This is a genomic window from Paraeggerthella hongkongensis, assembly GCF_003726035.1.
GTDB lineage: Bacteria > Actinomycetota > Coriobacteriia > Coriobacteriales > Eggerthellaceae > Paraeggerthella > Paraeggerthella hongkongensis.
On the sequence record NZ_QICD01000007.1, the window covers coordinates 29,775 to 41,874 of the forward strand.

Genomic DNA, 12,100 nt, shown 5'->3' on the forward strand with positions numbered 1-12,100 from the left:
TCCTAATTCGCTTCGTAGCCGTACAGCGCGCCGTCGTTCGCATAGCGGACCCCGGCCGCGCCGGACACGATGCGGCCCACGCGGTAAGTCTGCTCGCCGGCTTCGGCCAACGCGGCCTCCACCTCGTCGGCGCGCTCCGGATCCACGATCAACACCAGGCCCAGACCCATGTTGAAGGTCTTGAGCGCCTCGGACTCGTCCAGATGCGCCGCCCCGCACACGAACTTCGCGATGGGGGGCACCGGCCACGTGCCCAGGTCGACCTGCGCGTCCACGTTCTCCGGCAACGCGCGGTTCAGGTTCTCGGTGATGCCGCCGCCCGTGATGTGCGCAAGCGCGCGCACCGCGTTCGGGCAGGCCTCCAGCACGGCGCGCACGGGCTTCACGTAGATGCGCGTCGGCGCCAAAAGCGCGTCCTGCAGGCTTGCTCCGCCCAGCTCCTCGCGCTCGATGCGCAGCTCGTAGTGGGTCTTGCCCTCCACGCACACCTTGCGCGCCAGCGAGTAGCCGTTGGAGTGCAGGCCGCTCGATGCCAGGCCGATCAGCACGTCGTCTTCGCGCACGGCCGCCGGATCGAGCATCTTCACGCGGTCCACCACGCCCACGCAGAAGCCGGACAGGTCGTAGTCGTCCGGATCCATGACGCCGGGGTGCTCGGCCATCTCGCCGCCGATGAGCGCGCAGCCGGCCTGCTTGCAGCCTTCGCCGATGCCGGCCACGATCTCGGCCATGTTCTCGGCGTTCAGCTTGCCGATAGCCACGTAGTCCAAGAAGAACAACGGCTCGGCGCCCGTGGCAAGGATGTCGTTGGCGCACATGGCCACCAGGTCGATGCCCACGGTGTCGTGCTTGCCGGCCAGCTGGGCCACCTTGAGCTTCGTGCCCACGCCGTCGGTGCCGCTCACCAGCAGCGGATCGACCATGTCCTTGGCCGCCGCAATGGAGAACAGGCCGCCGAAACCGCCGATGTCGCCCACCACTTCGGGACGGTACGTGTCGTGCACGACGCCCTTGATGGCCTCCACGGCGCGCGCGCCTTCCGCCGTATCGACGCCGGCCTGCGCGTACGTGACCGCATCCTCGTCCATCCAGCTGGGCATCTGGGGGCCGTCCTCGTTCTGGCTCGCGTTCACGGTGATTCTCTCGGTCATAGCAGTTCCTCCTTGCCGTCCCTTAGGCGGACGCCTCGTTATCGTAGGCTTCAGCGAAATCCCTCTTCGTCATGAAGCTCTTTTTCGTCAATGGCTCGGGGATGCTCACGGGGTACTCCCCTGAGAAGCACGCCTCGCAAAAACCGCGCGCACGCACGTCGGGCAACGCATCGCGCAAACCTTGCAGCGATATGAACGCCAGCGAGTCGGCCCCGATCCAAGAGCACATCTCGTCAAGCGTCATGTTCGCGGCGATCAGCTGATCGCGCGTATCGGTGTCGATGCCGTAGAAGCACGGCCATAGCACTTCGGGGCTCACGATGCGCAGGTGCACCTCCGCAGCCCCCGCCTGCCGCAGCATCTCCACCAGCTTCTTCGAGGTGTTGCCGCGCACGATGCTGTCGTCGATGACCACCAGGCGCTGACCGCGAATGACCGAGGGCAGCGGGTTCAGCTTCAAGCGAATGCCCAGCTGCCGCATGGCCTGGGTCGGCTCGATGAACGTGCGGCCCACGTAGCGGTTCTTCACGATGCCGTCCGAGTACGGGATGCCGCTTTGCTGCGAGAAGCCCATAGCGGAAGGCACGCCCGAATCGGGCACGCCCAGCACCAGATCGGCCTCGACGGGCGCCTCCTGCGCCAGGATGCGCCCCATGTTGCGGCGCGCCTGGTACACGCTTTGCCCGTCGATGACGCTGTCCGGTCGCGCGAAGTACACGTACTCGAATATGCACGATGCGCGCCTGCCCGCGGGTACGCCCTGTTCGGAATGCATGCCCTCGCGGCTGAAACGGACGATCTCGCCCGGCTCCACGTCGCGCAGGTACGCTGCGCCCACGATGTCCAGCCCGCACGTCTCGCTCGACACCGCCCAACCGCGGCCGTCGGGCAGCTCGCCGATGCACAAAGGGCGTATGCCGTTCGGATCGCGAAACGCGTACAGCGAGTCGGGGCTGGCGAGCACCATGGCGTAGGCGCCCTCCAGGTGCTCCATCGCGTAGCGGATGCCGTTGCGCAGATGGTGCGTTTCCTGGGTGACGCGCCCGATGGCCTTCGCGGCCACCTCGCTGTCGGTGCCGGCGCGGAATTGCACGCCCTCGCCCACCAGGCGCGCGCGCAGCGCGTTCGTGTTCACGAGCGTGCCGTTGTGCGCAAGCGCGATCAGCACTTCGTCGATGGCCGAGATATGCGGCTGCGCGGCCTCCCACGACGCCGCCGCGCCGCTTGTGGAGTACCGAGCGTGCCCCACGGCCACGAATCCGTCGAGCGCGGCCAGGCTCGCCTCGTCGAACACCTGCGTGACCAGGCCCAAGTCCTTGGCGACCATAACGGTTTCGCCATCGCCCACCGCAATGCCCGCGCTTTCCTGCCCGCGATGCTGAAGCGCCTGCAGGCCGAAGCACGCCATGCGGGCGACGTCCTCGCCCTCGCCGGGAGCGAACACGCCGAACACGGCGCACTCCTCCTCAAGGCGATCGGGGCGCTCGCCCGGGAATGCGGACATGCTCATGAAGCGATCTCCTTCGACGCGTCGCCCACGGCTTCGGCGGCGTTGGGGTCGGCCAGGCCGCCCTCGGCCGCATCGGCGGGCGCGGGGCCGATGGTCGATTCGGCCACGTAGCTGAACAGTACCCAGCGGCCGTCGGACGGCAGGTTGTCGCACGTGGCGAACGCGAACGTCTGCTTCATATCGGCCGCTGCGGGCAGATCGGAAACGCTCACCACCGAACGGCCGATCTTGTCCTGCACGTAAGCCGTGCGCTCCTCTTCGCTGGCGAACGCAGTTTGCGCAAGCGGGTCGTCGGCGGCGCAATGCACGAGCGAGAACGTGGTCAGCTTGAGATTGCCCTGGGGCGTGAGGATGTACGCGGTGCGACTGGCATTGAACGCCGCAGGATCGTCCATGCCCGCGATGGAGGCGAACATGGATCCGTCGTTGAGGTGGTGGCCGTACACGATGTTGTTCGCATCGGAGAAATCGCCCGCGTTCTCGGCCGCCAGGAAAATGGCGCCGAACGTGGCGATCCAGCCCTCCGAACCCTTGAAGTCGTGCGTGAGGTACTTCTCGTTGTCGGTCGTGTGCACGATGGGGTAGTTGATGTTCGTGCCGGGCACGTAGATCCAGCCCACGGTATCGGGGTTGATGGCCTTGAGCGCATCCCAATCAACCTTGAAATCCGCAAGCGACGTTCCCTCGACGTCCGCAGGCGGTTTGAAACCATCCTGAGCCACTTCGTTGTACGTTTGCTGGCCTTGCCAATAGCTGAAGCCGATGGCGCCGAGGGCGGCCAAAGACACCACGAACACCACGAGCGCGATCCAGAAGACCACGCGCCACGGACCGCCCTTCTTCTTGCGGCCGTTCGCGCCCGGCCCGTTCGGCCCGGACGGGCCCATGCCGCCGTAGCCGTACGAAGCCGGTGCCGGACGGTACGCCTGCTGCCCCGCCTGAGGCTGCACGGGACGATAGGCTTGCTGATAAGGTTGAGGTTGGGGCCGATACGCGGCCTGCTGCTGCGTCGGCTGCGCGTAGGGCTGCGCCGGACGCGGCGCCTGTTGACGGGGAGCCTGCTGGCGCGGCGCCTGGTACTGCGGCGCCGGCTGCCCCTGGCCGGGCTGCTGGGACGCAGGAGCCCTTCGAGCGCCGGGGCCGGCGGCGGCCCTGCGATCCTCGGGGTTTGCAGGACGTCGATTCCCGGCCTCCTGCTGAACCCGCGCGCGAGCATGACGGCCGCGCGGCTCGGGATCGGGATACTGTCGATAGTCGGTCATGTTCGCCTTTCGGATGATCGTCGAACCACGGGCGTTGTCTCGTCCTCGACCGTTTGGCGCGCCCGTTGCTGCCAGACCGTTACCATAATAAGCAAAACGCCCCCGATACGAGGGCGCGATGTAGTCAAAAACGCAATTTTCACGACTTCGGGCCAGCGCCCGCAGCAGCTACTTCTTCATCTCGTCGATGAATCCCTTCGCAATGAAGACGACGATGATGAGCACGATGATCGCGACGACGACCCAGATGGCCTCCATGGGCACGGTCATTCCAAACAGAGTCATGGCTTCCCCTTTAATCAAGCGCGCGAAAGCACGCAGTCGGTGTTAATGGCTAACGATCATAGTAACGCGATCTCAGTTTTCACGCAAGCGAGCTTCCAGGGCGTCGTTGATAATTTTGAGCGCCTTCACGCGCGCGTACCGCTTGTCATCGCTTTCCAGGACGATCCACGGAGCGAAGGGCGTCGACGTGAGCCGGAACATATCCTCGACTGCGGCCTGGTACTGCGGATGCTTGTCGCGATTGCGCCAGTCCTCATCGGTGATCTTCCATTGCTTCGCCGGATCGTTCTGCCTGTCGTGGAACCGACGCAGCTGCTCTTCGGGGCTCACGTCGACCCAGAACTTGAGCAGGATGGCGCCCCAGCGCACAAGGTCTTGCTCGAACTCGTTGATCTCGTCGTACGCGCGAGCCCATTCAGAAGGCGATGCGAACCCCTCCACGCGCTCGACCAGCACGCGCCCGTACCAGCTGCGATCGTAGATGCCCACGTGCCCCGCTTTCGGAAGGCGCGTCCAGTACCGCCACAGATGCGGGTGCAGCAGCTCGGGCTTCGTGGGGGCGGGACTGGGGAATATAGTGTAGGCGCGCGCATCGAGCGCCTGGGCCACGCGCTTGATATTGCCGCCCTTGCCCGCCGCATCCCAGCCTTCGTACATGAGCATGAGCGGGATGCGCTTCTGGTACATTTCCATTTCCAGCCTGTTCAAACGCCGCTGCTGCTCTTTGAGCTGCTCTTTGTAGACCGTCAGATCCAGCGCGAGACCATGGTCTACTTGATCGAGGGCGGGAGGATCGTCCACCTGGCGAAAACGCGAGGCGCGAGGAGCGCGGGCGCGGGCTTCGTCGGCTTCTTTCTGCGCGGCGGCCAAGATGCGGGCCTCCTCTTCCGGCGCGCGGCCGAACAGAGGAGCCTCCTCCAAAGCGCCCGCGGAGTTCGCCTGGGCCTTCGCTGCCGCCGCAGCAGCTTCGGCGTTGGGCTGCGCGGCAAGCGCGCCGCTCAACGCGTTGACGAGCGTCTCGGCTATCTGCAGGTTCGCGCGGCGCTTGTCCTCCCCGTTGACCAGATGCCAGGGAGCGTACGCGAAGTCGCTGCCTTCCAGCAGGTTGTCGTACAGGCGGTAGGCCTCCTCGTAGTTTCCTATGCGCGCCAGCTTCTCCTCGCTGACTCGCCAGCGCGTAGCGGGATCGTCGTGCAAGCGCGTCAGGCGCTTTCTCTGCGCTTCCTTGGTCACGTGCACGAAAAACTTCACCACCAGATAGCCGTCGTCCACCAGCTGGCGTTCGAAGTCGGCCGCCGACGTAAGGTGGCGGCGCAGCGCGCTGATGTGACGCTCGTCGCGCGCCTCGGCCATGGCGGCGGCCACGGCCTTGCGCTCGCCCTTGGCCTTTTCAGCCTGGGCCATGGTCAGGCTTCCGTATTCGGCGTACAGCATGTGCTGAACCGCAGCGGTGTACCAACCGCGGTCGTAGAACGTGGTGGTGCCGCGCATGCCGAGCGATTGCCAGAACTCCTGCATGATCGGGTAGAATCCCGTGACGCCGTACAGCGCGCCCGCAAAGGTCCGTGCAGCCTTGACGTCGAGGTTCTCCGTGACGTGCACGCTGGTCGCGCGCGCATCCAGATGATAGAGGAGATCGGAGATGCGACTGCCCTTGCCCGCCCCGTCCCAACCCTCGAACAAGACCACCAGCCCGACTCCTTGCGCGCGCGCTTGCTGCTGCAGCACCACGAGCCGATCCGTAAGCTGGTCGCGACGCAGTTTGTACTCGTCTTTCGGCAGGGCTTCCAGCGAGAAATCGACGGTCTCCAGCATACGCGCATCCTTTCTCCGGGGATGCACCCCATCATAGCACAGCGAGAAATCGGGCCGTTCGACCGCATCAACTCAAGGTAAAATCTTGGTGCCGGGTTCGCGAGCGCGCTTTGCGACCAGCCACGGTTTGCCTACAATGGAATCAATGACCAACCAGCGCGGCGACGTGCGCAAGACGCCGTTCGCACGGCGCCTGCCGCAGCAGCCGAACGACCCACGAAGAAGCCATCATGCCCAACTACGGAGTAATTGACCTCGGATCGAACTCTATTCGCCTCGTCATATACGAAGCGAAGGACAACTGCCGGGAAACGTACACGAACAAGGATTTCAAAAGCCTCATCAACGACAAGGTGATGGCCGGCCTTTCCGCCTACGTTGTGGACGGCACGTTCACCCAGGCGGGCATCGATCGGGCCGTCAGCGTGCTCAAAGGCCACGCAAAGCGCTCGCGGTACTTCGATTGCAAAAAGCTCGAGGTGTTCGCCACCGCCGTGCTGCGAAACGCCTCGAACTGCAACCAGGCCGTAGCCGAGATCGAGGAGCGCACCGGGCTGCCCATATCCCTGCTTTCCGCGCAAGACGAGGCCCACCTGGGGTTCGTCGGAGCCACCTGCGATCGAGCGGTCGCCTGCGGAACCTTGGTGGACATCGGCGGCGGCTCGACCGAGCTCACGCGCATCGAAGACGGCCGCGATTTCGACAACGTCAGCTTGGGGCAAGGATCGCTCTCGTCGTTCGCGCGCTACGTGCGAGCCATCCTGCCCGCAGACCCCGAGATGCGCGCCATCGAGCATGCGCTGCGCGACCATCTGGACAAGCTGCCGCACCCTGAAATATACCGAGCGGACACCCTGTACGGCATTGGCGGCAGCACGCGCGCCGCCGCCAAGATGCTGCAACAAGCCACAGGCACGGCAACCCGGCCCAAAACCATGACGCGCGACGACATTCATGCGATACTGAAGTGGTGCCGTATCGACCCCGACGCATTTGCCCATGCCGCGCTCAAAGCCTCTGCCGAGCGCGTGCATACGTTAGTACCGGGCTGCATCATTCTCCATGCGCTGTTCGACGCCTTCGGCGCGCAACGCCTGGAAATCTGCAAATACGGCGTTCGCGAAGGATACCTGATCGAACGCATGCTGCTCTAAAGGAACCGATTCGCCATCACGCGCATCAGCGCGCGTTGACGGAACGTACGGGAAGGGAAGCTCATGGAAGCAAGCAAGAAGCCGTCGATCGAAACCACCTCCAAGCAGGGTGCGGACCATCCGAAAGCAAGCCCGGCCGTTCCCGATCACCAGGAGCCAGCCGCCCATGCATCCGCCGCAGACGGCGTTGCAGACGAACGCATGCAGGCGGCGCCCTACCTGCAGAACCGCGAGCTGTCGTGGCTTACGTTCAACGAGCGCGTGCTTGACCAGGGAGCCGACGAAACGGTGCCGCTGCTCGAGCGACTGAACTTCATCTCCATCTTCTGGAGCAACCTTCAGGAGTTCTTCATGGTGCGCGTGGGCAGCCTGACCGACTTGGCCCTGGTGAAAAAGCACATCATCGACTCGAAGTCGAACATGACGCCCGCCGAACAGCTTGACGCGATTTACGCGCGCTGCCGCGAACTCTACCCCATTCAGGAACGAACCTTCGAGGAGGTTCGCCGCCTGCTGCGCGAACGCCGCGTATGCCACCTGCGCCCCGAAGACCTGACCGACGACCAGCGCGCGTTCCTGTCGCGCTACGTTCAGCAAAACGTTCTGCCGTTTCTGTCTCCGCAGATCATCAATACGCGCCATCCGTTTCCGCACCTTGAAAACGGAGCCTTGTACGTCGTGGTGCGACTGAACGAGGAGATCAACCTGGGCAAGAAAACCGCGAAGGCGAAGGGCGCGGACAAAGCGGCCAAACCCGACAAGGCGAAAAACCTTGGAGCCGAAGGCGTAACGCTGGGGCTGGTGCCCATGCCGAAGCAATGCGCGCGCGTTATCGAGCTGCCAGGCGACGGACTGCAGTTCATCTTGCTGGAGCACGCCATCGAAATGGTGGCATCCGAGATTTTCAGCATGTACGCCGTCAAGCACACCAACGTCATCTGCGTCACGCGCAACGCCGACCTGGACGCCACCGAAGGAACCGACGAGAGCGACGAGGATTACCGCGAGCACATGAAGCGCATCCTCAAGAAGCGCGCCCGTCTTGCTCCGGTGCGATTGGAAAGCGAACGGCCCTTGTCGTCTACGCTGGAAAAGCTGCTGCTCAAACGCCTAGGGCTGAAATCCCATCAGGCGTTCGTCACCTCGGTACCGCTGGATATGAGCTTCACCTGGGGGCTGGGCGGCCGCCTGCCCGAGAAGGAGCGCGCCAAGATGACGAACGTTCCCTTCACGCCGCAGTGGCCGGGGTGCCTTGACCGCAACCGCCCGGTCATCGACCAGGTAACCGAAAAGGAAGTGCTGCTGTCCTACCCGTACGAAACGATGGACGCGTTCGTGCAGCTTCTGCGCGAGGCCGCCAACGACCCGAGCGTCATCTCCATCAAGATCACGCTGTACCGCCTGGCAAGCCAGTCCCATCTGGCAGAAGCGCTCATCGCGGCAGCCGAGAACGGCAAGGAGGTCACAGCGCTGTTCGAGCTGCGCGCGCGGTTCGACGAAAGCAACAACATCGAATGGTCGCAACGCTTCGAGCAGGCCGGCTGCAAGGTGATCTACGGATTCCGCGACTTCAAGGTGCACTCGAAAATCTGCTGCATCACCCGTCAAACCGAACATGGCCTGCAGCACATCACCCAACTGGGTACCGGCAACTACAACGAGAAGACGGCGAAGCTCTACACCGACCTGGCGTTCATCACCTCCGATGAGACGTTCGGCCGCGACGCCACCGAGTTCTTCCGCAACATGGCGCTCGAGAACACGTCGGACAACTACGACATCATGTGGGTTGCCCCGCTGCAGATCAAGCCGATGATCCTTGCCGGCATCGACCGGGAAATGGAGCGCGCTCGCGCGGGCGAGCCGTGCGGTCTGTTTTTCAAGACCAACTCCGTCACCGACAAAGACGTAATCGAGAAGGTGGTCGAAGCATCGCAGGCAGGCGTTCCGGTCACGTTGTTCGTGCGCGGCATCTCGTGCATCGTGCCCGGGCTTGAGGGGTTCACCGAAAACGTGCGCGTGGTGTCCATCGTAGGACGCCTGCTCGAGCACAGCCGCATCTACGGGTTCGGGTCGCGCGACAACATGAAACTGTACCTGTCGAGCGCCGACCTCATGACGCGCAACATGGACAAGCGCATCGAGATCGCATGGCCCGTGCTGGACAAAGAGCTGCGCGAGCAGATCCTGGGATACCTGGACGTCAGCATGGCGGACACAGCGAAGCTGCGCGAACTGCTGCCCGATAAAAGCTACACCGCGCTCGGATCGCTTGCCAAGCAGGGCGACAACGGCGAGACCGCGCTGTTCGAGTCGCAGGAGTTCTTCATCAAGCAGGCGCAGAAGCGCCGATTGGAAGCGGCCGAGAACGAAGCGGCGCGCGACGCGACCCGACGCAGGATGGCGGCGCGGGACGAGTCCGAGCCCGACGCAGCCTTCAACCGCCAAGCCGCCGCGCCTGCGGAAAGCGACGAGCGCCCCGCAGCCCCTACCATGCCCGACGCGCAGGCATCGGCCCGGGAAGCCGAGGTCATAGCGGCTGCCGCGAACAAGGCCGCCGAACTCGCTGCCGAGGCGGCGGCGCGCGCTGCAGCTCAGGCAGCCGAAGCGGTGAGGGCGGTCAAAGCCGAGGAGCAGGTCGAGGCAGCCTCGGCCGCAGCCGACGAAGCAATGGAGGCGGAAGCCCTGGAAGCGGATGCGATAGAGCCGCCCGCAAACGAGGGCGGAGAGTCGGCCTCGCATCAGGAGATCGTAGCCGCTTCTGCGCCCGGCAAGAAGAAGCCGAGCCTGCTCGTACGCTTCCTCAGCCTGTTCGTGAGAAAGTAACCGCGTCCCGCTGCCGAGCGCGGCGTTAGGGACTTTCACCCGCTGGAAACGCGCGCCATGCTCGGCGTGCCAAAAAAAGAAACCCGCCGGCGGGTTTCTTTTTTTTGGCGACAAGGACGCTACACCTCGCGCTCGACCACCGCAGCGATCGCCGCTGCATGACGCTCGGCGTCTTCGGCGCTTGCAGCCTCCACCATCACGCGCACCACCGGTTCGGTTCCAGAGGGTCGCAGCAGCACGCGCCCGGAATCGCCCAAGGCGTCTTCGGCAGCGCGAACGGCAGCCTGCACGACGTCGTTGCCGTCCACCGCATGCTTGTCCTGCACCTTCACGTTGATGAGGGTTTGCGGGAAACGCGTCATAACGGAAGCGGCGTCCTCAACGGATTTACCGGCCCGTTTGCAGGCGGCCAGGAACTGGAGGGCCGTCACCAGGCCATCGCCCGTGGAATTATGCTCGAGGAAGATCATGTGGCCGCTCTGCTCGCCGCCAACGACGAACCCGCCTTTGCGCATGGCCTCCAGCACGTAGCGGTCGCCCACCTTCGTCTGGATAAGCTCGATGCCCGCGTCGCGCAGCGCATGGGTGAGGCCCAGGTTGCACATGACCGTGGACACGGCCGTGTTGCCGGGCAGCAGATCGCGCTGCTTCAGATCGATGGCGCACACCGTTTCCACTACGTCGCCGTCGATCTCGTTTCCCTGCGCGTCCACCAGCATGACGCGGTCGGCGTCGCCGTCATGCGCGATGCCCACGTCGGCTCCGATTTCGGCCACCAAATCGCGCACGGGACCCAGATGCGTGGAGCCGCATTGCACGTTGATGTCAGTGCCGTCGAAGTCCTCGTTGATGACAACGACCTCGGCCCCCAAGCGGCGCAGCGCCTCGGCGCTGGTCATGCACGATGCGCCATGGCCCACGTCAAGCGCCACCTTCAAGCCCGACAGGTCTATCCCGTCACGCTCCACCGTGGACACGGCATGAGCAATGTAGAGCTCGCACGCATCCTCGACCGGCAGCGTAACGCCCACAGCGTCTCCCGCCGGCAACTCCTCGGCTGCCGCACCGCCGCGCACCACAAACGCTTCGATATCGTCCTCCACCGCATCGGGCAGCTTGAAACCCTGGGCATCGAACAGCTTGATGCCGTTGTACTCCGGCGGATTATGGGAGGCGGAAATGACCACGCCGCCGTCGCAGTGCAGCTCGCGCACCAGCAGCGCGATAGCCGGCGTGGGAATAATCCCGGCCAGCAGCGCCGTGCCGCCCATTGACATGACGCCCGCAGCTACGGACGATTCCAGCATGTCGCCCGACAAGCGGGTGTCCTTGCCGATCAGAATGGTTTTCCCCTGAAACGCCACGGCGGCTTGCCCCAGCTTGAAAGCCAGGTCGCACGTGAGCTCCGTATTGGCGACGCCGCGAACGCCGTCGGTTCCGAATAGTCGTGCCATGTCGATGTCCCTCTCTAGTCTCACAGGTTCAGTAAAAGTCAGCGAGGTCGGAGGGCGGAAACCCGCACCGCCGGACCGCTTCGATGGTCGCAAGGCCATCGGAACCGTCTACTTTCCCCTTTTCACGAACGCTTCGTGCAGGCGAACGCCGCCGCGCGGGCGCTCCTCGTCGGTCATGCGGTTGTTGAGTTCAGCCGCAAATTCGTCCAAGTCGATACCGTACCGCTCAAGCAGAACGAACAGGTGGTACACCACGTCGGCCGCTTCGTAGCGCAGATGGTCAACGGCATCGGAGTACTCTGCCGGCAGATCCACGTCAAGAGACGCCGCTTCCTCCCCGCGCAGCGAATCGACTTGGGATGCCAGTGCAGCCGCCAACGACGAGCACGCCCAAGACTCCACGTCTTTAGCTGCGAGCGCGACTTCGCCCGCCTCTTCCATGATCTTTTTCAGCACGTCGTCAACGGAACCGGAAAGCAAGCGATGCGTGTAGCTTTCCTCCCCCGCCTCGCGCCGTGAGGCGATGGCACCGCTCAAAGATTCGAGCGTTGCACCCACATGAGAAGCCGGCGGCGTTTCGCCAGCCGGAATATAGGTTTTATGTGACACAGGGCAACCTTTCTCGACGATTCGCCGACGTGCT

General features: G+C 64.2%; 8 protein-coding genes. 2 read left to right on the forward strand and 6 right to left on the reverse strand.

Going from position 1 to position 12,100, the window contains the following annotated elements:
• Positions 1-2: 2 nt before the first annotated feature.
• The 4 genes from purM to DMP08_RS05275 form a co-directional block, all read right to left on the reverse strand.
• Positions 3-1,151 (reverse strand): phosphoribosylformylglycinamidine cyclo-ligase, encoded by a 1,149-nt coding sequence (gene purM / locus DMP08_RS05260; RefSeq protein ID WP_123191912.1) that lies wholly within the window; start codon positions 1,149-1,151, stop codon positions 3-5.
• 22 nt (positions 1,152-1,173) lie between these two features.
• Positions 1,174-2,661: an amidophosphoribosyltransferase gene (purF, locus tag DMP08_RS05265; protein WP_123191913.1), complete on the reverse strand. Its 1,488-nt coding sequence runs from the start codon at positions 2,659-2,661 to the stop codon at positions 1,174-1,176.
• Positions 2,658-3,923, reverse strand: coding sequence for a class B sortase (gene srtB, locus DMP08_RS05270; protein ID WP_123191914.1), 1,266 nt, complete (start codon positions 3,921-3,923; stop codon positions 2,658-2,660). The genes purF and srtB overlap by 4 nt, the downstream gene beginning before the upstream one ends.
• A 357-nt stretch (positions 3,924-4,280) precedes the next feature.
• Positions 4,281-6,023, reverse strand: coding sequence for a polyphosphate--AMP phosphotransferase (locus tag DMP08_RS05275; RefSeq protein ID WP_123191915.1), 1,743 nt, complete (start codon positions 6,021-6,023; stop codon positions 4,281-4,283).
• 230 nt (positions 6,024-6,253) lie between these two features.
• Here DMP08_RS05275 and DMP08_RS05280 point away from each other — a divergent pair, with 230 nt between their 5' ends.
• Both DMP08_RS05280 and ppk1 read left to right on the forward strand, forming a co-directional pair.
• Positions 6,254-7,177 carry a Ppx/GppA phosphatase family protein gene (locus tag DMP08_RS05280; RefSeq protein WP_123191916.1) on the forward strand — a complete coding sequence of 308 codons (924 nt, stop codon included), beginning with the start codon at positions 6,254-6,256 and terminating at the stop codon, positions 7,175-7,177.
• A gap of 201 nt (positions 7,178-7,378) precedes the next feature.
• Positions 7,379-10,003, forward strand: coding sequence for a polyphosphate kinase 1 (gene ppk1 / locus DMP08_RS05285; RefSeq protein WP_420541188.1), 2,625 nt, complete (start codon positions 7,379-7,381; stop codon positions 10,001-10,003).
• 119 nt (positions 10,004-10,122) lie between these two features.
• Here ppk1 and glmM read toward each other — a convergent pair whose 3' ends face one another.
• Both glmM and DMP08_RS05295 read right to left on the reverse strand, forming a co-directional pair.
• Entirely contained in the window at positions 10,123-11,457 is a 1,335-nt protein-coding gene (gene glmM, locus DMP08_RS05290) for a phosphoglucosamine mutase (RefSeq protein WP_123191918.1), read from the reverse strand.
• Positions 11,458-11,565: 108 nt separating this feature from the next.
• Complete coding sequence (locus DMP08_RS05295; protein WP_123191919.1) at positions 11,566-12,066, reverse strand: phosphoribosyl-ATP pyrophosphatase; 501 nt, start codon at positions 12,064-12,066, stop codon at positions 11,566-11,568.
• Positions 12,067-12,100: the final 34 nt, after the last annotated feature.

Bases quoted from the DNA above. Each gene is read 5' to 3' on its own strand.
- purM (WP_123191912.1), bottom strand. From the start codon at position 1,151: ATGACCGAGAGAATCACCGTGAACGCGAGCCAGAACGAGGACGGCCCC.
- DMP08_RS05275 (WP_123191915.1), bottom strand. From the start codon at position 6,023: ATGCTGGAGACCGTCGATTTCTCGCTGGAAGCCCTGCCGAAAGACGAG.
- srtB (WP_123191914.1), bottom strand. From the start codon at position 3,923: ATGACCGACTATCGACAGTATCCCGATCCCGAGCCGCGCGGCCGTCAT.
- ppk1 (WP_420541188.1), top strand. From the start codon at position 7,379: ATGCAGGCGGCGCCCTACCTGCAGAACCGCGAGCTGTCGTGGCTTACG.
- DMP08_RS05280 (WP_123191916.1), top strand. From the start codon at position 6,254: ATGCCCAACTACGGAGTAATTGACCTCGGATCGAACTCTATTCGCCTC.
- purF (WP_123191913.1), bottom strand. From the start codon at position 2,661: ATGAGCATGTCCGCATTCCCGGGCGAGCGCCCCGATCGCCTTGAGGAG.
- glmM (WP_123191918.1), bottom strand. From the start codon at position 11,457: ATGGCACGACTATTCGGAACCGACGGCGTTCGCGGCGTCGCCAATACG.